Genomic DNA, 24,481 nt, shown 5'->3' on the forward strand with positions numbered 1-24,481 from the left:
CCGAACGACGCGGTCTCCGAGGTGAAACGGTCACCGGTGAGCTGCATACCGTCACCCGAGTCCCCCGCGAACCTGATGATCACCCGCTCCAGACGCGTGACCGCTTTTCGTCCCCTGCTCGGATCGCCGGCTTCCTCGGCTGCAACAGTCATGTCGGTAGTGACTCCAGAGTCGTCCTGACCACGAGCACGCGCCGGGCATCGCCGCACCTCACGTACTGACGCCCCGACAGCTGCCGTAACAACACCACGAGTTGAACCGACCCGGCGGCGCCGGGCAAATCGTGCTCCCGGGCTTCGTCAGGTGTCGGCCGAACTGACATAGTGCGGTCACGGGCCCCGGGTTCCGGCCCCGCGCGTCGCTACGCTGCAACGGCCATTGCCGCGTGGCGCCTCGTCCGGGGCGGTGGCACGCTCCCATCTGTCGCGCGACACGGAGGATGTCTTGCCAGCGATCAAAGTCGGCATTTCCCTGCCCACCATGGCCGACCTGGCGCCGAAAGGCTTCCCAGGCATGGCGGCCGGTGCCCGGCACGTCGAACAGACCGGTCTGGATTCCGTGTCTGTGTCCGACTTCATCATGGGGAACGGCACACCGGCTCTGGAGGCGACCGTCGCGCTCTCGGCCGCGGCGGCCGTCACCGAGCGGGTGGACCTGCGGTTCGCCCTCATGGTGCTGCCGTTGCGCAACGTCGCCTGGACCGCTGCCCAGATCGGCACGTTGCAGCACCTGTCCGGCAACCGCGTCGTCCTCGGCGTCGGGTCGGGCGGGGCCCCCGGAACCCCGTTCTGGCAAGCCGTCGGCGCCGTCCCACAAGGCCGTGACGCACGTCTTGTGAGCTCCCTGGAACTGCTGCCGAAGCTGCTGGCCGGCGAGGAGACCACCCTCCCGGACGTCCCGGGCGCCCCCACCCTGACGCTGGCACCCGCCGTACCCGCGCCCCCGGTACTGATCGGCGGCAACTCCGACGGCGCGATCCGGCGCGCCGCGCTGTACGCGGACGGCTGGCTGCCGTCCATGGCACCGGCGGCGACGGTGGCCCGCGGGACCGCGCGGCTGCGTGAGCTCGCCGAGGAGGCGGGGCGGCCCGCGCCGAGCACCACGGTGTGGCTGCACGCCGGGCTCGGGGACGAGGAGTCGGTGCGCTCGGCGCGCGCCGCGTTCGAGCGGAGCCTCGTGGACATGTACGGGCTGTCGCCCGAGGAGGCGCCGCTGGTCCCGATCGGCGGCACCCCGAAGGAGGCGGCGGAGCGGTTCGCCGCGTACGCCGAGGCCGGCGCCGACCACCTCGATCTCGTGGTCGACGGCGGTGACTGGCAGCGTCAGGTGGAGCTGATCGCCGAGGCACGCGCGCTGCTGTGAGGGACCGGCTCCGCCCCGCCGCCGGACTCGTGCGGCGGCGGGGCGGAGCCGGACGGAAGCGGGGGGGGGGGGGGGGGCCCCGGGGGCCCCCCCCCCCCCGGGGGGGGGGGGGGGCCCCGCCGGGCGGCGGGGGGGGGGGGGGGGGGGGGGGGCCCCCCCCCCCCCGCCGCCGGCCCCCCCCCCCCCCCCCCCCCCCCCCGCTTCCGTGTGGGCGGCTCTACCTGCCCGGCAGTTCGACGGACTGCCGGTGGTGGAAGACGTTGCGCGGGTCCCAGGCCGCCTTGACCTTCTGGAGCCGGGCGTAGTTCTCCCCGTAGTAGAGCTGGTGCCAGGGCGTGCTGGACCTGTTGAACTCGGGGTTGCTCAGGTCCGAGTCCGGATAGTTGATGTAGCAGCCGTCGGTGACCTCGTTGGGCACGGGCACACCGCCGGTGTCGGCGTAGACGTCACGGTAGATGTCGCGCAGCCACGCGATGTTCGCCTCGTCCTGGTCGGCCTTGTGCCAGTAGGACTCGTAGAACATCAGCAGGTGCGCGTCGCGGTGCGGTGCCGGGGTCGCGGTGGGGCTCAGTTCGTTGATCCGGCCGCCCGCGGAGGCCAGCACGATGTAGCTGTAGGTGTTGTGGTAGTCCGTGCGCGTCAGGTGCTTGTAGAGCGCGTCGATCTGGCGCTGCGGGAAGACGTCCTTGACGAACGCCGACTTGTGGAAGGTGCGCAGGTTCGGGTTGTTGAGGGTCTCACCGCCGGTCGTGCTGTAGGTGGTGGCCTTCATGAACGGCAGGTTCTGGGAGTCGTGCCAGTTCGGCTCGGCGCCCATGGCGTCGCTGAGGAACGTGACGAAGTCGTCCATCCGCCTCTGGGCGCCGGGCTTGTCGGCGTCGATCTGCGCCACCATGAAGAGGGTCCCCGCGGAGACGTGGTTCAGGAACAGCCAGTGCCCGAGGTCCAGGTACTCCGAGTCGAGGGAGGCGTTGGCCTTCGACCACCGGCTGTACTCGCGCAGCAGGTTGGTGAAGCCCGCCTCGGTGATCTGCTCCCAGGGCCAGGTGACCTGGGTGTAGATGACCCTGGACGGCGGCCTGGGCAGCAGCCGTCCCGGATCGGCGCCCTTGGCGCCCCGGCTGCGCAGCCAGTACTTGGTGACGATCCCGAAGTTGCCACCGCCGCCGCCCGCCAGGGCCCACAGCAGGTCGCGGTTGGGGTCGTCCGGCTCCCTGGTGGCCACGACCGCCCTGACCCGGCCCTTGCGGTCGACGGTGACGACCTCGGCGGCGTACACGTGGTCGATGACGATGCCGTGCGCCCGCGACAGGACGCCGTAGCCGCCGCCGGCGAAGTGGCCGCCCGCGCCGACGCTGTGGCAGCCGCCGCCGGGAATGGTCACTCCCCAGCCGTTGTGCAGCGTCTCGTAGATGTCGAGAAGGGTGGCGCCCGGCTCGACGAAGAAGGCGCGCCGCTCCTCGTCGTAGCCGACCCGGTTCATCAGCCGCAGATCGGCGATGATCTGGGCTTCCTTGTTGAAGACGAAGTCCTCGAAGCAGTGCCCGCCGCTGCGCACCACGATCCGCTTGTCGGCCTGAACGGCCTCGCGCACCACCTGGACGACCTGTCGGGTGGTGGCGGGCAGCCGCACGGCGTCGGGGGTGCCGACGAGGCGGGCGTTCATGCCCGACACCATGTCGACGTACCGGGGGTCGCCGGGCCTGACGGTGGGGATGGCGCCGGCCGTGGCTGCGGGGGCCGCGTGCGCGGCGGGCGTTGCCGTTCCGAGTGCGGCGACGGTCCCGGAGGCGGCCGCGGCGGCACCCGCTCCGGCGATGAACCGTCGCCTGTTCAACATACTCACATGCAGCTCCATTCGGCGCGCGTCCGGTCTGGGTTCCAAGGCGGCCTCAGCGTGCCCCGGGCGCGGCGGCGCCGACACGGGGGCACCCCGTCTATGTCAAGTACCGCTGGACACCCTCACGTTGAGGTGATCCGGCGCCGGCCCAGGTGACACACTGTGGGGGCGTTGCCCACACCGGGGGGCGTGGCCTGCGGCACGATCGGGGACATGCTTGCCGCCTATATCGAGCAATTCGGCCCGCCGGACGTGATCCGGTACGGCGAACTGCCCGCGCTCCGGCCCGGAACGGCCGACGTCCTCGTCGACGTCGAGGTCAGCGCGGTCAACCATGTGGACACCTTTGTGCGTTCGGGTGCCTGGCGCACCGACATGCCGCTGCCGTTCGTCGTGGGGCGCGACCTCGTCGGTACCGTGGCCGCGACCGGACCGGCTGTCGTGGGCTTCTCCCCGGGCGACAGGGTGTGGTGCAACAGCCTCGGGCATGCCGGCCGCCAGGGCGCCGCGGCCGAGCAGGCGCTGGTGACCGCCGACCGGCTGTACCGGTTGCCCGACGGTGTGGCGGCGGCCGACGCCGTGGCGGTGGCCCATCCGGCGGCGACCGCGTACCTCGCGCTGTTCACGCACGGCCGGCTCCGGGTGGGCGAGACGGTGGTCGTCGTGGGGGCGGGCGGCAACGTGGGCAGCGCCCTGGTGCTCATGGCGGCGCGCGCCGGTGCCCGGGTCGTGGCGGTGGCGGGCCAGGACAGCGCCGCGAGGGTGCGGGCGCTGGGCGCCGAGGCCTTCGTCGACTACCGGGACGACCGGGTGGCCGAGCGCATCCGGGAGGCGGCGCCCTCGGGCGTCGACATGTACGTCGACACCTCCGCGCGCAACGAGCTGGCGACCGCGGTGGACTTGCTGGCGAGGCGGGGCAGGATCGTGCTGCTCTCGGGTCTCGGGACGAGCCCGGCGCTGCCCGTGGGCCGCCTGTACGTGAAGGACTGCTCGATCGTCGGCTTCGCCATCTCGCAGGCCTCGGCGGACGAACTGGCCGACGCGGCCCGGCACATCGGCCGTCTCCTCGCGGACGGTTCGCTGCGCCCGCCCGCCGTGCACACGCTGCCCTTGAGTGCCGCTGCCGAGGCGCACCGCCTCGTCGAGGAGGGAAAGGCACGGGGCAAGGTCGTCCTGCACCGCGAGGAGTAGGAGCCGGTGGCGCGACGCGGACCGCGGGCGGTGCACCGGGAACCTGACTAATCCTGCGGCAGTCGTCTGACGGCCTGTACGGGATACTGCGACGCTCTCTCGCATGACTTCCATCATCGACAAGAGCCCGCTGTTCGAACTGAGCGCCGACATTCACATCGAGGCGACCGCGGAAGAGATCTACGACGTGGTGAGCGATCTGCGCCGCAGCGGCGAATGGAGCCCGGAGTGCCAGGGCGGTGAATGGATTTCCGGAGAGCCCGCGACGGTCGGCGCGGTCTTTCGCGGGGAGAACCTGCGCAGCGAGGACGTCGTCGCCTGGGCGCCTCTGGTCCGTGGCACCTGGTACACGGACGCGCGGGTGGTGGCTGCCGAGCCGGGTCGTTCGTTCCGCTGGATGATGCTGTCCCACGCGGGTGCCGACCAGGAGAGCGTCTGGGGTTTCGGTATCGAGCCGGCCGGCCGCGGGGCCGTACTGACCCACCACTTCCGTATGGGCACGGCCACGGCGGGAATCCACAAGATCGTCGCAGATCTCGACGAGACCGAACGCGCGAAGTTCGTCGAGGAGTGGACCTCGAAACTGGCGCAGGACCTCGACGCCACACTCCAGCGCATCAAGAAGGTCATCGAATCCTGACCGCTGTTCTTCTTCGACCCAGAGGATCCGCATGTTTCTGCAGCGCATCGCGAACAAGGGAATACGCCTGGGCACACTGTTCGACCGGGCGGCAGCGAAGCATCCGGCGAGCCCACTCATTCTCGACCACGAACTGGACATCGCGCCGGAGCGCGGAAGGCGCCTGACGCTGACCGAGGTCGCGGCGCTCGTGGACGACTTCGCGTCCCGGCTGTGGGCGGCGGGCGTCCGCACCGGCGAACGTGTCGTCATCCACAAGACCAACGGCTTCGACATCACCCTGCTCGCCTGCTCGACGGCCCGCATCGGCGCGGTGCCGGTGCTGCTGTCCCCCAAGCTCGACGGGGCGACGGTGGCCGAGCTGCTGCGCCGGGTGGACATGCCCTTCCTCGTGACCGACCAGGCCAAGCTCGAGCACGATCTGCCGGCGGAGGTCTCCGGGCTGACCCGCGAGCTGCTCCTTACGTCCGGCAGCCACGAGGGCGCGATCGAGCTGGCGTCACTCGCCGGCAGCCCGCGGACGGCACCGGCGCGGATGTCGCCGGACCATCCGACGCTGATCACGCACACGTCCGGCACCACGGGCGTGCCGAAGCTGGCCGTGCACACCGGCCGGACGTTCCAGGCCCGGTACCGCCCGCAGGGCACGGTGGCCCGGCTGGTCGGCGCGAACGAGCCCGTCGCGATCCATGTGTCGTTCGTGCACTCGCGCATGTTCACGGCACTGCCCATCGCGGTGCTCCAGGGACACCCGGTTCTCATCCTGCGCGACGACGACCCGCGGACGGTGGGCGAGTTGTTCGGCAAGGTGCCGCCCGGTCTGATCGAGGCACACCCCAACACCTTCATGCGCTGGGAGGAACTGGCCGAGGACCCCCGGGCCCCGCTGGCGAAGGTCAAGTACTTCAGTTCCACCTTCGACGCCATCCACCCCCGCACGGTGCACCGCCTGCTGAACGCCTCGCGCCGGAGCGGCGCCACCTTCATCCAGATGTACGGGCAGAGCGAGGTGGGCCCCATCGCCGGCCGCACCTACAGCCCGCGGCGGGGCGCGGAGGCCGAGGGCCGCTGTGTGGGCCGGCCGTTCCCCGGGATGACGGCGGTGCGCGTGGTCAGCCGTGACGGCAAGGCGCCCACCAAGTCCTCCCCCGGGTTCATCGAGGTCAAGAGCGACGGCCGGATCGTCACCTACCTCGGGGAGCACGGGCGCTGGGAGAAGCAGGTCAACGACGACTGGTGGCGTATGGGCGACGTGGGCTACCGGACGAAGTGGGGCTGCCTGCACCTGCTGGACCGGGAGGTGGACGAGATCCCGGGCATCGACAGCACGCTGGAGATCGAGGACAAGCTCTTCGGCAGGCTCCCCGAGCTGACCGAGGCGATCATCGTGCCGGGCCCGGACGGGCGGCCGGTGCCGGTGGTGGCGACGCGGGACGACCGGCCGCTCGATCCGGTGGCGTGGAAGTCCGCGGTCGCCGACCTGCCGGTGCTGGCCGAGCCGGTGCAGTGGCGGCTGGAGGACCTGCCGCAGACGGCCACCACCAAGATCAAACGCCTGGAGCTGCAGAAGCACCTGCAGGGCCAGGGCTGACCGGTGGCGGTCCCGGCGAGCCCGGCGGGACCGCCGCCGTCCGGCGGACCGAGCGTCAGCGGGCCCGCATTCCGAGGTGACCGGTGAGAGGAGAGGCCGCGGCATGGCCACGGACAGCAACAGGCGTTATGCCCGACTCCGGGAGATCCAGGGCATGGACGTCAAGGAGGAGTACAGCCGCATCTGGTGGCTCGACATGGGCTACGAGTTCCCGTGGGACTTCGGCGTCGCCGGAGCGCTGGCGTTCTGCAACAGCGTCGCGCCGCCGCACATGGCCGCGCTTCTCGTACGGACCGGAGAACTCACCCAGAACACCCAGCGGCGCATGGAGCACTTCGCGCTGATCAGCCTGGAGATGGTGCGGCGCGGGTTCAAGGACGAGCGCGGCCGTGCGGCGGCCCGGCAGATGAACCGCATCCACAAGAACGCGGTCAGGCACATCAGTGACGAGAAGCAGCAGTGGAGCATCAGCAACGACGAGTACCTGTTCGTCCTCGCCACGAGCATGCTGATACAGATCCGCTGGGTGGACCGGTACGGCTGGCGGCCGCTGAGCGACCAGGAGCGGACCGCGGCCTATCTGCACATGCGCGAGCAGGGCGAGCTCATGGGCCTGAAGGACATCCCGGGCTCGTACGAGGACTTCGCCCGGTTCCACGACGCCTACGTGGAGCAGCACTTCGCGTACTCGCCGGAGGCGGTGACGCTGTGGCAGGTACTGCGGAACACGGTCATCGAGCCGCTGGCGGGATGGCTTCCGAAGCGGCTGCAGCCGCTGGGCCGCAAGGTGGCGGCCGCGGCGCTGCCCGCGCTTCTCACACCGCACATGCGCAGGGCGTTCGGTGTGGCCGAGCCCTCACGGCTGCTGCGGGTCGCGGTGCACACCGCGCTCAAGGTGCGGGCGGCCCACGTACGCCGGCAGGCACCGCGTGACGAGGCCGCGTACCCCGATCCGCTGCCGACGCCAGGCTTCCCCACGGGTGACTACCGCATCGAGGAGCTGGGCCCCGATCACACGGTCGGCGCGCACACCGCACGCTGAGGCGCCGAGGCGTGAGGACGCGACCCGCAACGGTGGTGTCCACGGCTGAGCGGCACCCGGTCCCGGGACCGGGTGCCGCTCAGCCGTGCGGGGGGTCAGTCGCAGGACTGCGGGGCCGGGGCGGCGGCGCGCACGATCTCGCGCAGCAGCTTCGCCTGGTCCAGCGTGGCCTCCTCGGCCTCGGGCGGGACGCCGTGGCGGCGCACCGCTGCGGCGAAGGCCGCCACGGTGTTCGCCACTTGGTCCTCGCGGTCGAGTGTGAGCTCCCGGCCGCCGGAGCGGTCGTACAGCCGCACCACGGGAACGTGATCGGCGGCCGGTGTGAAGGCCATGTCGAGGGTCAGCCGGCCGGTGCTGCCGCTGATCTCGTAGGTGCTGCGGTAGCCGTGGTCGAGGCCGTAGGAGAGGTGGACGCAGGCACCGTCGCCGGCGCGGCGCAGCAGGGCGGCCCCGGACGTGTCGACGCCGAACCCGGGTGCCGCCGTGGCGACGGCGCCCACGACGGTCAGGTCCGCGCCGAGGATGTGCCGCGCGGCGCGCACCGGGTAGACGCCGGTGTCCCACAGGGCGCCGCCGCCCAGCTCCGGGCGGTAGCGGATGTCGTCCGCCGGGCGCCGGGGCACCGTGAACGTCGCCTGGAAGGAGCGCGGTTCACCGACGGCGCCGTCCTCGACGAGCCGGCGCACGCGCGCGTGCTGGCCGTGATGGACGAACATGACGTTCTCCATCAGGGCCAGGCCCCGGGTGTGCGCCAGCGCGTACAGCTCCGCGGTCACCTCCGGGTCGGTGGTCAGTGGCTTCTCGGCGAGCACGTGCTTGCCGGCCCGCAGGGCCGCCTCGGCCCACCGGGCGTGCAGGGCGGCCGGCAAGGGGATGTAGACCGCGTCCACGTCCCCGTCCTCGATCAGACGGGCGTAGCCGGGCAGCGCCCGCGCCCCGTAGGGTGCGGCCGTCGCCGCGCCGCGGCCCGGGTCCCGTGAGGCGATCGCGGCGACCTCGAAGGCCCCGGAGCGGGCGAAGGCCGGAAGCATCCGGCGGCGCGCGATCTCCGCGCACCCGAGTACTCCGACGCGGATGGCGTCCGTCACGGTTTCTCCTCGTTCCAGCGCGGCAGCACCCCCGCGGCCAGAGTCCGCGCGAGGCCGGCCGCGGCCCTGTCCTTCGGTGACATCAGGGGCTCTTCGGTGATGTCCCAGGGGAGGGCGAGCTCGGGGTCGAAGGGGTCGATGTCGATCTGGGTGCCCGGCGCGTACACGGTCGACATGACGTAGCAGATGCAGGTGTCGTCGCCGAGCGTCAGAAAGCCGTGGCCGACGCCCTCGGGGATGTAGAGGGCGCGGCCCGAGGACGCGTCGAGTGTGCACACGTGGTGCCGGCCGAAGGTGGGAGAGCCGACGCGCAGGTCGACGATGATGTCGCGCAGCGCGCCGCGTACGCAGCTGACGTACTTGGCCTGCCCGGGCGGAACGGCCACCGTGTGGATGCCGCGCAGGGTGTTGCCGCGGGACACGGAGTAGCTGATCTGCCGGGGCACGAACGGCTCGCCCAGCACCTTCTCCAGCTTGTCGGCGCGCATGCCTTCCCAGAAGGCGCCGCGCTCGTCCGGCAGTTGCTCGGGGGTCACCAGGTACGCCCCGGGGATCGCCGTCGCGGCGATGCGCACCGTGTTCTCCTCTCAGCTCGCCCGGTGCCGGGCGGGTCTCAGGCCCGGCCGTCCACCAGGCGCTCCAGGTCGGCGACGATCTCCGCCGCCGGGGGAAGCTGCGCCATCTCCCGCGAGACCGTCTGCGCCCGTTCGCGGAACGAGGGGTCCCCGAGCAGCAGTTCACAGGCCGCGTTGATCTCCTCGTAGCCGCCGGACTCGACCAGGGCGGCGGCCCCGTACCCGACGATCTGCCGGGTGGCGGTGGTGGGGTACTCGGGGTGGGCGACGAGCTGCGGCACCCCTGCGTTCAGGGAGGTCATGTCGGTGCCGCCGCCCCCGTGGTGGATGATGACGTCGCAGGTGGGGGCGAGGACGTCGAGCGGCACCCAGCCGACGTGCACGTCGGGCAGTTCGTCCCGCACCTCGGCGGCGACGTTCTCGGGAGCGCCGACGACCACTTCGGCGCCCAGCTTGCCGATGCTGCGCGCCATGTCGCGCAGCCCGTCGCCGCTGAACAGCCGCGTCCCCGCGGTGATGTAGACCCGGGGGCGGTCGCCCTTGGTGTACATCCACGGCTCCAGGGGCTTCTGGGGGTTGCCCGGCACCCAGCGCATGGGCCTGGCCGGGATCGCGTCGGCGGGCCGCAGACTGGGCGGGCACACGTCGAGCCACAGGTCGGGGCCCGGCACGCGGTCCAGGCCCAGCTCGGCGAGGACCGGGGCGAGCACGGGTCCGGCCCCCGGGTCGTAGCCGCGGGAGTCGATACGGTCCCACTCCAGACGCACGCTGGGGATGCCGAGATGGTGGGCGAGCAGCGGGGCCGTGTAGAACATGCCGCCGCCGACGACGAGGTCGGGCCGCCAGTGGTCGGCCAGGTCGAGCAGGCGGTCCAGGCTGTCCACGGCGATCTCGGCGTAGACCCGGCCGACCGCCTTGAGCTGCTCGACCGGGTCCTCCGGCATGGCGCCCATGAAGGCGCCGACCTCTTCCATGGACACCGGGGAGATCTTCACCGCGGGCAGGCCGACGCTGGTGATGTTCGGCAGGACCCAGTCGATGCCGCCCATGAACACCTGGTGACCGGCATTGCGCACGGCCGTGGCCAGCGGGGCGTGGGAGAAGATCGGGTACGGGCTGTTCCCGGGGATGAACAGGACCTTCATGGGCTGTCTCAACCTGCCTTCGTGAGCACGGCGGCGGCCCGGACTCCCGAGAGCATCGCCGCCTCCGTCGTGGGTGAGTTGAAGTAGTCGCCGGCGAAGACCACCGGAGGCCGCTGCTCGCGCAGCACCTGTACGGACCGGCGGTAGCGGCCCGGTGCCGGGATGGGGAACCCGTAGGGCCGCTCCGCGATCTGGAAGGGCTCGGCGCCGCCGACCGGGAAGTCCGGCCACAGCGTGGGCAGCAGCTTCGTCACCTCGGTGAACTGCTCCTCGGGGGAACGGCCCAGCAGTCGGCGGGTGTTGGCGCGGCCCGGGTAGGCGAACACGAGCAGCTTGTCGACGGGCCGGCCCGCCTCGTCCCGCACCGTGCGCGGGTAGGTGATCATGTTGCGCAGGGGCGGGTCCTCCGGGCCGCCGGCCACGATGTGCGCCTCCGCGGGCAGCGCGCCCGCGTCGACCAGGTAGGAGACGGACAGGGCCGGCTCGTACTGCTGCGATTCCAGATACGAACGGGTCTGCGCGCCCACGGTCCCCGAGGGCAGCGCGGCGGTGAGCTTCGCGGCGATCGGTGCGGGCGTGGCGACCACCACCTCGTCGAAGCCCTCGGTGACCGGGATGCCGTCCGGGCCCACGGCGGTGACCGTGATGCCGGCGCCGTCCGGCTGAAGTCCGGTGACCTCGTGGGACAGCCGCAGGCCGGCGCCCTCGGCGTTCTTCTCGGCGAGGATCTCCATGCCGCCCCGCAGCACGTAAAACCCGGAGCCTCCCATCCAGGCGAGCAGGGCGCGGGCGTGGACGGCGGAGATCTCCTCGCAGGCGAAGTTCCAGAAGCCCTCGATCTGGGGGCGCAGCAGGAAGTCGAAGCCCCGCTCGGACACCTGCCGGTAGCCCCAGTCGGCCGCGGTCTGCCCGTCGTCGAACGGAGCGGACTTGACCGGGTCGAAGAGGTCGAGCTTCTTCTTGCGTGCCACCTGGGCGAGGGTGCTGAGCAGGAAGGCGATCCGGTCACGCAGCTTGACGTGCCGGTACGTGAGCAGGCTGAGCGGCGAGTCGGAGGACAGCGGAACGGTCCTGCCGTGGTCGGAGATCCAGACGTTGCTGGAGATCCGGACCAGTTCGTCCTCGAGTCCGTACTCCTTGATCAGCTGGGTCATCAGCTTGTAGAAGCTGACGTACATCAGGTTGATGCCGACGTCGGGCTCGATCTCCGGCCGGTGCCAGGAGCGGGCCCGGCCCCCGAGCCCGTCCGACGTCTCGAAGACGACTACGTCACGGCCGCCGCGTAGCAGCTGACGGGCGGCGGCGCAGCCGGCCATGCCCCCGCCGATCACCGCGGCCTTGGTGCGTTGCGTGCGACTGGTCATCGCTCCACCTCTGTCCGTTGGTCCGACTCTGTCCGCTGGTCCGACCCGCTGTCAGTGCTCGACGATCTCGTCGTGCGGCCACTCCAGGCCCTGGCCGAGGCCGCCGTCGACGGGCAGGTCGACGCCGGTGGTGAAGGTGGCGTCGAAGCCGAGGAAGAGCACGGCCGTGGCGGCCTCGTCGGCCGTGCCGAAGCGGCGCATCGGCGTCAGCTCGACGCCCTCCTTGATGTTGGCGGCGCGCAGTTCGTCGGAGATCTCGGCGATGCCCATCGTGGGGGTGTCGGTGAAGCCGGGGCTGATCGTGTTGACGCGGATCCGGCGCGGCAGCAGCTCGGAGGCGAAGACCTTGGAGAAGGCCCGGACGGCGGCCTTCATGCCGGTGCCGACGCTGGTGGCGACGAAGCCCATGCCGACGGCGACGGCGGTGGTGAAGACGAACGAGCCGCCGTCCTTGACGAGCGGCGCGAGCCGCTGCGCGGTGAAGAAGGCGCCCTTGGTGTTGGTGTCGAACATGCGGTCGTAGGTTTCCTCGGTGACCTGGCCGAGGGAACCGAACTTCAGGAAACCGACGTTGACGAAGACGAAGTCCACCTCGCCCAGGGTGTCCTCGACCGCCTTGCCCAGCGCCTCGATGTCGGCCATGCTCGCCGCGTCGGAGCGCACCACGTGGGCGCGCGGTCCGAGTTCGGCGCGGGCCTTTTCGATGTTCGTCTCGTTGAGACCGGTGAGCAGCACCTCGGCGCCGCCGTCCAGGAGTTGCTTGACGACGGCCATGCCGATGCCGTGCGTGCCACCGGTGACCACGGCCTTCTTGCCGGCGTACTTGTTCATGACACCTTCCGGTTGGAATTCTGGGTGATGTGGTGGGTGGACCTCAGACGATGTGGACTTCGGGCACGTAGAGGATCCACTTGCCCCCCGCCGCGCGGAATTCCCGTTCCTTCGCCATGATTTCCTCCGCGTGGTTCCACGCGAAGAGGAGCGCGTAGTCCGGATACGGCTTCGCGAAGTCCTCGGACGGCCGGACGGGAATGTGCGTGCCCGGGGCGAGCCGGCCCTGCTTGGCCGGGGTGTTGTCGCAGATGAAGGGGACCAGGTCCGGCCCGATGCCGCAGTAGTTGATGACCGTGGCGCTCTTGGCGGTGGCGCCGTAGGCCACCACCGAGCGGCCTTCTTCGCGGAGTTCGGTGAGCAGCCGCACCAGTTCGCGGCAGCTCTCCCGCACGTGCTGTGCGAAGCGGTGATAGGTCTCCGGGCGGGTCAGGCCCGTCTCTCGCTCGCGCTCGACGTGCTCGGTGACGGCCGCGGACACGGCCCGCTGCCCGGGGCGGGCGATGGTGTACCGCATCGACCCGCCGTGCACGGCCAGGGGCTCCACGTCGGCCAGTTCGAAGCCGAATCGCTCGGCCATGGCCCGCACCGAGGTCACCGAGAACAGGTAGAAGTGCTCGTCGTAGATCTGGTCGAAGGCGTTCTGCGCGATGATCGCGCCCAGGTAGCGGTCCTCGATCACGAAGATGCCGTCGGGGGCGAGCAGCGCGTCCACGCCCCGGAACACCGAGTCGATGTAGGCGATGTGGCTGACGGTGTTCGCGGAGAAGATCACGTTCGCGGGCCCGTCGGCCGCGGCGATCTCGCGGGCGCTGCCGTCCTGGAAGAAGTCCGTGCGCACACGCACGCCTTCCGCCCGCGCGAACCCGGCCACCTGGGCGGAGGGGTCGACGCCGAGATGGCGCACCCCGGCGCGGCCGATGGTCTTGAGCATCGTCCCGTCGTTGGAGCCGATCTCCACCACGAAGGGGTCCTCGCCGGCGAGTTCGGTCCCGAGGAGCTGGTGCGCGTACTTCTCGAAGTGCTCCCGCATGACCACCGACCCCGCGGAGCGGTACGGATAGTCCTCGTGGAACATCTGCTCACGCGGCACTTCCTCGACGAGCTGCACCATGGTGCATTCGGCGCAGACGCCCGCGGCCAGGCGGAAATAGAACTCGCTGCCCGCCGTCTGCGGTGTCACGAAGGAGTCGGATACGGGCTGCCTGCCGAAGTCGAAGAATTCCTCGACCGGGCCACCGCAGATTCGGCACTGGACCATGAACGGACCCCTTTGCATTTCGTGGTCGGGCGACTTGGCGTGCTGGCGTGTCAGTCAATACGAACGCACATCACAATGCTGTCGGCGGTGGTGAAAGGGGTCCATGAAGGGACCAGGTCATGTGTCAGGTCCGGCGGCACGGCGGAAGCGGCACGGACGAAGGCGCGGGCCCCGCCGAGGAGTCGGCGAAGGGCCCGCGCCATGGCTCACCCGGTCAGGGGCCGGCCGTGAGCGACTCCTCCCGGTCGCGGGCCTGCCCCTCCTGCGGTGGCGCGGTGGCGCCGACCTTGCGCAGCAGGGTCACCGCGAGCACCGCCGTGACGGCGATGAGCGAGGCGCAGACGACACCCACGACGTTGAGTCCGCTCGTGTAGGCGTCACGCGCCGCCGTCAGCACCTGGTCGCGCAGGTCCTCCGGCAGCCCCTGGGCGGCCACGACCGCGCCCTCGAGCCCGCCGCGCACCGCTTCGGCCGTCTCGGCCGGTACGCCCTGCGGGACGGTGACGTCGTCGCGGTAGAGCGCGGCGCCCAGACTGCCGAACGCCGCCACGCCCAGCGACACTCCGAACTCCCCGCTCGTCTCGGACATGGAGGCGGCCGAACCGCCCTTCTCGGGCGGGGCGGAGCTCACCACGAGGTTGGTGCCCAGGGCCCCGATGGGTCCCGTTCCGAAGAAGGCGATCACGAACCCGGTGACCAGCAGCGGGAGTCCGCCCACCGGATCGACGAACGCGACCAGCAGGTAGCCGACGGTCGTCAGGGCGAGACCGCCGCCGATCACCACTCCCATGGGCAGCCTCTTGGTCAGCGACGGGGCGATCATCGCGGCCACGATCGAGGCGAGGGCGGAGGGCACCATCCACAGGCCCGCGGCGGTGGGCGAGAGACCCTCGACCATCTGCAGGAAGCCGGTGATGAACAGGTAGCTGCCGCCCATGGTGGCCATCGCCAGCATCAGGACGATCAGCGACGAGGTGAAGGCGCCGGAGCGGAACAGGCGCAGGTCGAGCAGCGGGTGCTCCAGCCGGGTCTGACGGCGGACGAAGACCACACCGACGGCCACGCCGGCCGCGATCACCAGCAGGGAGAGCGGCTCCCAGCCGTACCGGGCGATCTCCTTGAGCCCGAAGATGATCGGCAGGATGGTGGCCAGCGACAGCGCGACGCTGAAGAGGTCCAGCCTCCCGCTGTGGGGGTCGCGGTACTCGGGCAGCAGGACCGGACCGGCGATCAGCAGGATGATCATGACCGGCACGCCGAGCAGGAAGACCGAGCCCCACCAGAAGTAGTCGAGCATCACGCCGCCGATCATCGGGCCGAGCGCGGTCCCTCCCATGAAGCAGCTGGCCCAGACCGCGATGGCCCGCCCGCGCTGCCCCGGGTCCTGGAACATGTTGCTGATCAGGGCGAGCGTGGAGGGCATCAGCGTGGCCGCGGCGACACCCAGCAGCGCCCGGCCGGCGATCAGCATCTCCGGGCTCGTGGAGTAGGCGGCCAGCAGCGAGGTGGCACCGACGAACGCGGCGCCGATCAGCAGCAGCCTGCGCCGGCCGATCCGGTCGCCGAGCGTCCCCATGGTGACCAGGAAGCCGGCGATCATGAAGCCGTAGATGTCCATGATCCACAGCGTCTGCGTGCCGGTGGGCTCCAGGGACTCCGCAAGATGCGGCAGCGCGAGGAAGAGCACGCTCTGGTCGAGCGCCAGCAGCAGCGTGGGCAGCGCGAGCACGGCAAGACCCAGCCACTCGCGGGTCCCTGCCTTCGCCGGCACCGCCGGGGAGACATGAGTTGACATGGATGTCCTTCCAGGGTCGGGCAGGATGTGGGGTGGGCCGGGGGGGGAGTCGGGCGGGAGCGTCAGCCGGGGTAGGGGCGGCCGGCGCGCGCGTCGCGCAGCGTGCGTCCCCACCAGGTCAGTTGGTCGAGCATGGTCTTGGCGGCGGCCTCGCACTCCGCGGCGTGCGTCGGCCGGCCCTGGTCGTCGAAGCGCGTCCAGTACTCGGGGAAGGCGACGGAGTCCCGGACCGTCACGGCGTGCAGCCCCGGGAAGATCTCCCGCAGATGCGCGACGGCGCGCAGGCCGCCGGCGATGCCGCCGTAGGAGACGAAGGCGACCGGCTTGGCCTTCCACTCGTCGACGTACCAGTCGACGGCGTTCTTCAGCGAGGCGGGGAAGCTGTGGTTGTACTCCGGCGTCACGATGACGAACGCGTCGGCGCGGGCCAGCCACGGCGCCAGGTCCTGCACGGCGGCGGGCCGTTCCGCGTGCTCGTCGGCGGGCAGGACGTCGGGCAGCCACACCTTGGCCAGGTCGATCACGTCGACGGCGAGGTCCTCGCGCTTGGCGGCCTCGTCGGCGATCCAGCGGGCGGCCGTGGGACCGAACCGGCCGTTGCGGATGCTGCCGATGATGACGGACACCCGCAGTTTCGGCTCAGGCATGATGTTCCCCTCCGTTTGCTCGCTCCTCGGCTCCTCGGATCACACCGTGCCCGTCGCCGCCACCGGCCTGATCCCGGTCCGCTCTCGGTCGCTCTCGGCCGCTCGCCGCACCTGCCACCGACGGCCGGGCCGGTGACCGGACTCCGCCTGCCGCGCAGGGTCTTTCCCGCCCGCCGACGGCTCTCGGTCCGCGGACCGTCCTGTCGCGGACCGCCTCGTTCAGCTAGCGTGATCACATGCGTTTTGGGGTGCTCGGTCCGCTCGCGGTGTGGACGGCGGAGGGGCGACCGGTGCGGGTGCCGGAGCTCAAGGTCCGCACGCTGCTGGCCGCGCTGCTGATCCACCGCGGTCAGCCCGTGTCCGTGGACCGGCTGATCGACGACCTGTGGGGCACACAGCTGCCGAACAACCCCCTCGGCGTGCTGCAGAACAAGGTGTGGCAGCTGCGAAGGGCCCTGGAGGACGCCGCGCCCGGCGGCCGGGACCTGGTGGTCTCCCGCGCTCCCGGCTACCAGCTCCAGGTCCAGCCGGGCGCCGTGGACGCCGACCGCTTCCACGACCTGGCGGCCCGCGCGCGCCGGAATGCCGATCCCCGCGCCCGGGCGGAACTGCTGACCGAGGCGCTGGCCCTGTGGCGCGGCCCGGCGGTCGCCGACTTCGTCGACGAGGAGTTCGCCCGGGCCGCCGCGGACCGGCTCGAGGAACAGCGCATGACGGCGCTGGAGGAGCAGGCCGAGGCCAGGCTGGAACTCGGCGAACACGCCCTGGTCGCCGACGAGCTGGCGGACCTGGTCGCGCTCCACCCCTTGCGTGAACGGCTGCGCACCGCCCACATCCGGGCCCTGTACCTGGCGGGCCGGCAGGGCGCCGCCCTCACCAGTTACGCCGAGCTGCGCGAGCGGCTCGCGCAGGAACTGGGGGTGGACCCGTCACCCGAACTCGCCGCACTGCACCAGGCGATCCTCACCCAGAGCCCGGCCCTGACGGCCGTGCCGTCGCCGAGCACCACCGCGGCCCGGCCGCCGACGAACCTGCCCACCCCGCCCGCCGAGCTGATCGGCAGGGACGAGCTGATCGAGGAGCTGCGCGGGCTGGCCGCACGGCACCGGATCCTGACGCTGACCGGCTCGGGCGGCGTGGGAAAGACCCAGCTCGCCCTCGCGACCGCGGCCGCCCTCGGCCCGGCCTTCCCCGGCGGCGTCTGGCTGGCGGAGTTCGCCTCGCTCGATCCCTCCCCCAAGTCGGCCACCGAGGTGCACGAGGTGGTCGAGGCCGTGCTCGGCGTGCGCGACGACATCACCGCCGGCCCCGACCCGGACGGAGACCTGCTCTCCTCCACCGCGCGCGTGGTCCGCGCCCTGGGCGACGAACCGGCACTGCTCGTCCTCGACAACTGCGAGCACGTGGCCGGTCCCGTGGCCGAGCTGACCGTACGGCTGCTGAAGGCGGTCCCCCGGCTGCACGTCATGGCCACCAGCCAGACGCCGCTCAGCATCGGCGGCGAGCGACTGGTGGAGGTGCCTCCCCTTCGCCTGCCGCGGGCCGCCGCGGACCTGAGCACCGAAGACGTCCTGCGCTTCAGCGCCGTGGAACTGTTCGCGGCACGCGCCGGCGCCGCCGCTCCCCGGTTCCGGCTGAGCGAGGAGACCATCGCCCCGGTCGTCTCCATCTGCCGCCGGCTCGACGGCATTCCGCTCGCCCTGGAGATGGCGGCCACCCGGGTCCGCGCCCTGGGCGTGACGGAGCTGGCCGCCCGCCTCGACGACCGGTTCACGCTGCTGGCCGCCGGGACCCGCGACGCCCCGGCGCGCCATCGCACCCTGCGCGCCGTGATCGACTGGAGCTGCGACCTGCTGAGCGCGCAGGAGCGTGCCGTGCTGCGCCGTCTGGCGGTGCACGCCGACGGCTGCACCCTGACGGCGGCGGAGGAGCTGTGCGCGGGCACCGGCGTGGACCAGGCCGAGGTGCTCGATCTGCTGGCCCGCCTGGTGGACTGCTGTCTGGTCGTCATGTCGGACGGCGTGGACGGGCCGCGCTACCGGCTTCTGGAGTCAGTGACGGCGTACTGCCTGGAGCAGCTGCGCGAGACCGGCGAACTCCAGGCCCTGCAGTCGCGTCACCGTGCCTATTACACCTCGCTCGCGGAGCGCGCCAGGCCGCACCTGCGCGGTCACGGGCAGCGGGAGTGGCTGCGCCGGCTCGACCGGGAGACGGCGAACCTGCGCACCGCGCTGGAGAGCGCCGTGCACGGCGGGGACGGCGAGCAGGCGCTGCGGCTGGTGAACTCCCTGGCGTGGTACTGGCATCTGCGGGGCCGCAACCGCGAGGCGGAGCGCTCCCTGGCCATGGCGCTCGCCGTCGCGCCGCGGGGCGCGGCCACCGCGGCGGTCGCCGAGGCGACCGCCTGGCTCGGCGGGGCCAGGCTGCTCCTCGGCGGCAGCAGGGACCCGCTCGCCGAGTACCACGCCGCGCTGCGCCCCTACGAGGAGCTCGACGAGCCCGGCGGCGAGGCGCACGCGCAGTGGTTCCTGGGCTCCAACCTGTACGGCATCGGAGACCTGTCACCCAGTGAGGAACTGATCGAGCGGGCGCTCACCACCTTCCGCGCCCGCGAGGACCGCTGGGGCACGGCGGCGGCGCTGGCCAGCCGGGCGTTCGTGGCGAAACTGCGCGGCGACTTCGGCGCACTGCGCCGGTACGGCGAGCAGAGTTTGGAGATCTTCCGCGAACTGGGCGACCGGTGGGGGCAGTTGCGGGCCATGGTGCCGCTGCAGACCCTGGCCGAGGTGGTCGGTGACTACCGGCGGGCCGGACGGCTGCTCCGCGACGGACTGCGGATGGCGGAGGACCTCGGCCTGTGGCCCGAGGTGTCGTTCCAGCTCTCGGGACTGGGCCGGATCTCCCTGCTGACCCGCGACTACGCGCTGGCCCGGGAGTACCACGAGCGGGCCAGGCGGCTGGCGGTGGAGCAGTCGGACGACTTCGGGGAGCAGTTCGCCGAGATCGGGCTGGGGATGGGGGCCCGCAGGGAAGGCGATCTGGACACCGCCGAGCGCCATATGCGCAACGTGCTCGACGTGCACCGGCGGATGGGCTACCAACCCGGGGTCCCGTCGCTGATCCTCGCCGAACTCGGGTTCATCGCGGAGCTGCGGGCCGAGCCGGGGGCCGCCCTCGAACTCCAGCGGGACGGCCTCAGGGCCGCGCACGCCTCAGGTGACCCGCGCGCGGTCGCCCTGGGCCTGGAGGGCTTGGCCGGCGCGGAACTCCTGGCGGGCCGCGCCGGGCAGGCGGCTCGTCTCCTCGGCGCGGCCGCCGCCGCCCGGGCGCGGGTGGGCACCCCGCTGCCCGAGGGCGAGCGGGACGACGTCGACCGGATCTCCGCGGGCGCCCGTGGGAGCCTGGGCGAGGAGGGGTTCCGGGCCGAGTTCGAGCGGGGCGGCGCGCTGAGTCCGGCGGACGCGGCGCAGCCGTCCGGCATTTCACCGGCCTCTTCGTAAGCAAAGGAGACTCTGTCAGGTCAAGCAGGACATGACAGAGTCCAAGACCATATCAACGGGCGTCCGCCGCCGCGCCGTTAGCCTCACTGATGCACTCCCGGATAATCCAACGGAATTGAATTCCACTGGCCGAAGAACCACTCCGGAGGGACAAAGTGAAGGCTCTAGTACTATCCGGCGGGATGGGAACCCGGCTTCGGCCCCTCACCTATTCCACGCCGAAACAGCTGATTCCGGTCGCCGGCAAGGCGGTCCTGGAACACGTCCTCGACAACATCCTGGCGGCGGGCATCACCGAGATCGGCGTCATCGTCGGCGACCGGGCGGACCAGATCCGGGCGGTGATCGGCGACGGCAGCCGGTTCGGCGCCCGGATCACCTACATACCGCAGGCGCAGCCGCTCGGGCTGGCCCACTGCGTCCTGATCGCCCGCGAATTCCTGGGCGACGACGACTTCCTCATGTACCTCGGTGACAACGTACTGCCGGAGGGAATCACAGAGATCGCGGGCAATTTCGCCGCACAGCGGCCGGCCGCCCAACTCGTCGTCCAGAAAGTCACGGATCCCCGGGCTTTCGGGGTGGCCGAGGTAGACGCCTCGAACACCGTGACAAGGCTGGCCGAGAAGCCGGCCGAGCCGCGCAGCGATCTCGCCCTCATCGGCGTCTATTTCTTCACCCCCGCCATTCATCGGGCGGTCGCCGAAATTCGGCCCAGCGCCCGTGGGGAGCTTGAGATCACCGACGCCGTCCAGTGGCTCGTGCAGAACGGCGCCTGCGTCAAGGCAAGCGAATACGTCGGCTTCTGGGCCGACACCGGAAGTGTCGACGCCGTCCTCGAATGCAATCGCAGGCTGCTCGACGAGCTGCGGCCGCAGCGGCTCGGCGAGGTCGACGACGCCAGCGACCTGACCGGCCCGGTGCTGCTCGCTCCCGGCGCCCGGGTGGTGCGCTCCCGCATCGAGGGGCCCGTGATCATCGGTCCCGGCAGCGTCGTGGAGGACAGTCACATCGGGCGGTACACCGCGATCGGCGGCGACTGCACGGTGCGGCACACACGGGTCGAGGACTCGATCGTGCAGGACGGGTCCTCGCTGTCGGACCTGCGCGGCCTGAGCGGATCGCTGATCGGCAGGACCGCCTCGGTGACAACCACCCGCCGCCACCGGCTGATCGTCGGAGACGACTCCTGGGTGGAGGTCGCATCATGAAGATCCTGGTGACGGGCGGCGCCGGATTCATCGGCTCGCACTATGTGCGCTCAGTGCTGGACGACCGCTACCCGCAGGCCGTCGGCGCCCGTGTGACCGTGCTCGACAAGCTGACCTACAGCGGCAACCTCGCCAACCTGCCGATCGGTGCCGAGCGCCTGGAGTTCGTCCACGGGGACGTCTGCGACGCCGAGTTGCTGCGTGAGCTGCTGCCCGGCCACGACTCGATCGTGCACTTCGCGGCCGAGTCCCACGTCGACCGCTCGGTCGCGGCGGCCGCGGACTTCATCCGCACCAACGTGGTGGGAACCCAGGTGCTGCTCGACTCCGCACGCCTCAGCGGCGTGGAGCGCACGGTGCACGTCTCCACCGACGAGGTCTACGGTTCGATCGCCGCCGGATCGTGGACCGAGACATGGCCGCTGGCGCCGAACTCGCCCTATGCGGCGTCCAAGGCCTCCTCCGACCTCGTGGTCCGCTCGTACTGCCGCACTCACGGAATGGACGTGTCGATCACGCGCTGTTCCAACAACTACGGCCCGTACCAGCACACCGAGAAGCTCATCCCGCTGTTCGTCACGAACCTGCTGGAGGGCAGGCCGGTGCCCCTGTACGGGGACGGGCACAACGTCCGCGAGTGGCTGCACGTCGACGACCACTGCCGGGCGGTCGAGATGGTGCGCGCGAAGGGCCGGGCCGGGGAGATCTACAACGTGGGCGGTGGTGTCGAGCGGAGCAACCTGGCGCTCACCCACCAGTTGCTCCAGCTGTGCGGCGCCGCGCCTTCCGCGGTCCGGCGGGTCGCCGACCGGCTCGGCCACGACGACCGCTACTCCCTCGACGGCACCAAGATCCGCGACGAGCTGGGCTTCGAGCCGCGGGTGCCGTTCGAACGCGGTCTGCGCGAGACCGTCGACTGGTACCGGGACAACCCCGGCTGGTGGAAGGACCTCAAGCGGGGCGCCGCCACGGAGGCGGCCCGATGAGCACGATGCCGGCACCACCGCTGCGGCGCGACGATCCCGCGGCCGACACCGCCCGCCTGCTCCGCTCGGCCGGCACACCGCACGGTCACGGTCTGCCCACCGGGCAGGTCGCGCCATGGCTGGCGGAACACGCGCGCACGCACAGGTTCCGGGTGGAGCGCATCCCGTTCGCGGGCCTCGAAGGCTGGTCCTTCGCGCCGGACACCGGGAACCTCGTGCACCGCAGCGGCCGGTTCTTCTCCGTCGAGGGCATCCACGTCACCCACCCCGAGAACCCGGTCCCCGAGTGGCAGCAGCCGATCATCAACCAGCCGGAGGTCGGCATCCTCGGCATCCTCGCCAAGGAGTTCGACGGGGTGCTGCACTTCCTCATGCAGGCCAAGATGGAGCCGGGCAACCCCAACCTGCTCCAGCTCTCGCCCACCGTGCAGGCGACCCGCAGCAACTACACCAGGGTGCACCAGGGCGCGGACGTGAAGTACCTCGGCCACTTCGTCGACGTACCGCCGCAGCGGGTGATCGCCGATGTGCTGCAGTCCGAGCACGGCTCGTGGTTCCTGCGCAAGGCCAACCGGAACATGCTGGTGGAGGCGGTGGGCGAGGTTCGGCTGGAGGAGAACTTCTGCTGGCTCACCCTGGGGCAGATCGGCGAACTGCTGCGCCGCGACAACGTGGTGAACATGGACGCCCGTACCGTCCTCGCGTGCGCACCCGCGCAGCCCGCCGTGCCCGGCGCACTGCACTCCGACCGCGCGCTGCTGTCCTGGATCACCGCCGAACGCTCCCGCCACGACCGCCGGGTGCGGTCGCTGCCGCTCGCCGAGGTGACGGACTGGGTGCGCGGCGATTGGTCCGTCGAGCACGTTCCGGAACGCTACTTCCGGGTGATGGCGGTGGCGGTGGAGGCCGCCAACCGGGAGGTCGCGCAGTGGACACAGCCGCTGATCGAACCGCTCGGAGTCGGCGTCACCGCGTTCGTGACCCGCCGCTTCGGCGGCGTCCCGCACCTGCTCGCGCACGCCCTGCCGGAGGGCGGTCTCCTGGAGACGCTGGAGCTGGCCCCGACGGTGCAGTGCACTCCGGACAACTACCGCCACGTCGCCCCCGCCGAGCGCCCGCCGTTCCTGGACCTCGTGCTCGACGCCCGCCCGGATCAGATCCGTTACGGGGCCGTGCACTCCGAGGAGGGCGGCCGCTTCCACCACGCACAGAGCCGGTACCTGATAGTCGAGGCCGACGAGGAGCAGGCGCCGGCGCAACCGCCGCCCGGGTACTGCTGGGTCACACCCTGGCAGCTCAACTCGCTGGTCCGGCACAGCCGGTACGTCAATGTGCAGGCGCGTTCGCTGCTCGCCTGTCTCAACACCGCCGCGGTGACGCTCTGACAGGCGCGTCCCGGGCCCGACAGTAAGGACTCTCCATGGCGGCTGCGGGTACGCAAGTGGCCCCTGAACCAGGTCTTCTCCAGCGACTGGGCAGGTACGCCAGGCTGGTCAAGTTCCAGTTCGTCCTTGACTTCTTCCTCGCCCTGCTCATCGTGTGGACGGCGATGGAGCCGAGCACCCGCCTGGACGGGCAGGTGCTCCTGACCTTGTCCGTGTTCGCGCTGGGGAAGATCGGCGTGCTGTCCGCGGTGATGACGCTGGACGACGTCACCGGCGTCAAGGACGGCAGCGACACCGCCAACTATCTCTCCGACGGCAACACGGAACTGCGCCCGCTCAAGCGCAAGCCGCTGCTCACCGGCGAACTCACGGTGCACCAGGCGCAGCGGTTCGGATACCTCGCCCTGGTGTGGGGGGCGGTGTGGTGGCTGGGGGCGGTCCTCGTGGCCCCGCACGTTCCGGTGTGGGGGCTCGTGGTCACCGCACTGCTCCTCGTCCTCAGTGTGCAGTACTCCTGGGGGCTGAAGCTGAGCTACGTCGGGCTCGGGGAGCTGCTGCTGCTCTTCTCGGCCACGGCGTTCGTGCTCTCCCCCTACTCCCTCACCGTGGGTGAGCTCCCGGCCCTGGTCCTGGTGGAGGCGCTGCTGTTCGGGTTCGGGCAGCTGCTCATAGCCGGGTACTCCAACACCCAGGACATCAGCGGCGACGCGGCGGTCGGCCGGCGCACCGTCGCGGTGATGGCGTCGGCAGCGGGCAACAAGGTCTTCCTGGGGACCCTGACGGCGCTGAACCTGCTGGTCGTCCTCGGCCCGTTCGCGGCCGGCTGGATATCCGGCTGGTTCCTCCTGGCGACCCTGCCGCTGATGGTGCTGCGGCTACGCCAGTACGTCTCCTTCCTGCGCAACGGCCACGCGCTGCTCGCGCGCAGCCGTGGCGTGGTGGTCTTCCGGACGACCGTCGCCTGTGTGCTGCTCCACAACGTGGCGTACCACTGGCTCTGAGACCGGCGCCGCGCGTGCGGCCCGGT

General features: G+C 71.3%; 19 protein-coding genes. 10 read left to right on the top strand and 9 right to left on the bottom strand.

Annotation, left to right across the window (positions count from 1 at the left end):
• Positions 1 to 444: 444 nt before the first annotated feature.
• Complete coding sequence (locus ACGF8A_RS24485; RefSeq protein WP_393111584.1) at positions 445 to 1,362, top strand: LLM class flavin-dependent oxidoreductase; 918 nt, start codon at positions 445 to 447, stop codon at positions 1,360 to 1,362.
• A gap of 217 nt (positions 1,363 to 1,579) precedes the next feature.
• Here ACGF8A_RS24485 and ACGF8A_RS24490 read toward each other — a convergent pair whose 3' ends face one another.
• Complete coding sequence (locus ACGF8A_RS24490; protein WP_393111826.1) at positions 1,580 to 3,202, bottom strand: FAD-binding oxidoreductase; 1,623 nt, start codon at positions 3,200 to 3,202, stop codon at positions 1,580 to 1,582.
• Between the two features lie 213 nt (positions 3,203 to 3,415).
• On the opposite strand from ACGF8A_RS24490, the gene ACGF8A_RS24495 reads away from it, so the two are divergent.
• The 4 genes from ACGF8A_RS24495 to ACGF8A_RS24510 all read left to right on the top strand — a co-directional run bounded on the left by ACGF8A_RS24495 (position 3,416) and on the right by ACGF8A_RS24510 (position 7,666).
• Entirely contained in the window at positions 3,416 to 4,393 is a 978-nt protein-coding gene (locus ACGF8A_RS24495; RefSeq protein WP_393111586.1) for an NADPH:quinone reductase, read from the top strand.
• A 103-nt stretch (positions 4,394 to 4,496) separates the two neighbouring features.
• The gene (locus ACGF8A_RS24500) at positions 4,497 to 5,033 is read left to right on the top strand and encodes an SRPBCC family protein (RefSeq protein ID WP_393111588.1); all 537 of its coding nucleotides are present in this window, start codon (positions 4,497 to 4,499) and stop codon (positions 5,031 to 5,033) included.
• Between the two features lie 31 nt (positions 5,034 to 5,064).
• Complete coding sequence (locus ACGF8A_RS24505) at positions 5,065 to 6,624, top strand: class I adenylate-forming enzyme family protein (protein ID WP_393111590.1); 1,560 nt, start codon at positions 5,065 to 5,067, stop codon at positions 6,622 to 6,624.
• A gap of 103 nt (positions 6,625 to 6,727) precedes the next feature.
• Complete coding sequence (locus ACGF8A_RS24510) at positions 6,728 to 7,666, top strand: oxygenase MpaB family protein (protein ID WP_393111592.1); 939 nt, start codon at positions 6,728 to 6,730, stop codon at positions 7,664 to 7,666.
• A gap of 95 nt (positions 7,667 to 7,761) precedes the next feature.
• Here ACGF8A_RS24510 and ACGF8A_RS24515 read toward each other — a convergent pair whose 3' ends face one another.
• The 8 genes from ACGF8A_RS24515 to ACGF8A_RS24550 all read right to left on the bottom strand — a co-directional run bounded on the left by ACGF8A_RS24515 (position 7,762) and on the right by ACGF8A_RS24550 (position 16,372).
• Positions 7,762 to 8,754 carry a Gfo/Idh/MocA family protein gene (locus ACGF8A_RS24515; RefSeq protein ID WP_393111594.1) on the bottom strand — a complete coding sequence of 331 codons (993 nt, stop codon included), beginning with the start codon at positions 8,752 to 8,754 and terminating at the stop codon, positions 7,762 to 7,764.
• A complete protein-coding gene (locus ACGF8A_RS24520) occupies positions 8,751 to 9,329 on the bottom strand; it encodes a dTDP-4-dehydrorhamnose 3,5-epimerase family protein (protein WP_393111596.1) in 579 nt (192 codons plus the stop codon). The genes ACGF8A_RS24515 and ACGF8A_RS24520 overlap by 4 nt, the downstream gene beginning before the upstream one ends.
• Positions 9,330 to 9,367: 38 nt before the next feature.
• Complete coding sequence (locus ACGF8A_RS24525) at positions 9,368 to 10,474, bottom strand: nucleotide disphospho-sugar-binding domain-containing protein (RefSeq protein ID WP_393111598.1); 1,107 nt, start codon at positions 10,472 to 10,474, stop codon at positions 9,368 to 9,370.
• Between the two features lie 8 nt (positions 10,475 to 10,482).
• Positions 10,483 to 11,838 carry an FAD-dependent oxidoreductase gene (locus ACGF8A_RS24530; protein ID WP_393111600.1) on the bottom strand — a complete coding sequence of 452 codons (1,356 nt, stop codon included), beginning with the start codon at positions 11,836 to 11,838 and terminating at the stop codon, positions 10,483 to 10,485.
• Positions 11,839 to 11,889: 51 nt separating this feature from the next.
• Entirely contained in the window at positions 11,890 to 12,669 is a 780-nt protein-coding gene (locus tag ACGF8A_RS24535) for an SDR family oxidoreductase (RefSeq protein ID WP_393111602.1), read from the bottom strand.
• A gap of 43 nt (positions 12,670 to 12,712) precedes the next feature.
• The gene (locus ACGF8A_RS24540; protein ID WP_393111605.1) at positions 12,713 to 13,930 is read right to left on the bottom strand and encodes a methyltransferase domain-containing protein; all 1,218 of its coding nucleotides are present in this window, start codon (positions 13,928 to 13,930) and stop codon (positions 12,713 to 12,715) included.
• Between the two features lie 214 nt (positions 13,931 to 14,144).
• A complete protein-coding gene (locus tag ACGF8A_RS24545) occupies positions 14,145 to 15,725 on the bottom strand; it encodes an MFS transporter (RefSeq protein ID WP_393111607.1) in 1,581 nt (526 codons plus the stop codon).
• A 62-nt stretch (positions 15,726 to 15,787) separates the two neighbouring features.
• Entirely contained in the window at positions 15,788 to 16,372 is a 585-nt protein-coding gene (locus tag ACGF8A_RS24550; RefSeq protein WP_393111609.1) for an NADPH-dependent FMN reductase, read from the bottom strand.
• Positions 16,373 to 16,608: 236 nt separating this feature from the next.
• Between ACGF8A_RS24550 and ACGF8A_RS24555 the strand changes: the two genes are divergently transcribed.
• From ACGF8A_RS24555 to ACGF8A_RS24575, 5 genes are all read left to right on the top strand, one after another.
• Positions 16,609 to 19,872, top strand: coding sequence for a BTAD domain-containing putative transcriptional regulator (locus tag ACGF8A_RS24555; RefSeq protein ID WP_393111611.1), 3,264 nt, complete (start codon positions 16,609 to 16,611; stop codon positions 19,870 to 19,872).
• Positions 19,873 to 20,027: 155 nt separating this feature from the next.
• Entirely contained in the window at positions 20,028 to 21,083 is a 1,056-nt protein-coding gene (locus ACGF8A_RS24560) for a glucose-1-phosphate thymidylyltransferase (RefSeq protein WP_393111613.1), read from the top strand.
• Positions 21,080 to 22,069, top strand: a complete 990-nt coding sequence (rfbB, locus tag ACGF8A_RS24565) for a dTDP-glucose 4,6-dehydratase (RefSeq protein WP_393111615.1) — start codon at positions 21,080 to 21,082, stop codon at positions 22,067 to 22,069. The genes ACGF8A_RS24560 and rfbB overlap by 4 nt, the downstream gene beginning before the upstream one ends.
• Positions 22,070 to 22,074: 5 nt before the next feature.
• Entirely contained in the window at positions 22,075 to 23,454 is a 1,380-nt protein-coding gene (locus ACGF8A_RS24570) for an NDP-hexose 2,3-dehydratase family protein (RefSeq protein ID WP_393111828.1), read from the top strand.
• A gap of 35 nt (positions 23,455 to 23,489) precedes the next feature.
• Positions 23,490 to 24,455, top strand: coding sequence for a UbiA family prenyltransferase (locus ACGF8A_RS24575; RefSeq protein ID WP_393111617.1), 966 nt, complete (start codon positions 23,490 to 23,492; stop codon positions 24,453 to 24,455).
• Positions 24,456 to 24,481 lie beyond the last annotated feature (26 nt).

Source organism: Streptomyces sp. NPDC047706, from assembly GCF_043204795.1.
Classification (GTDB): domain Bacteria; phylum Actinomycetota; class Actinomycetes; order Streptomycetales; family Streptomycetaceae; genus Streptomyces.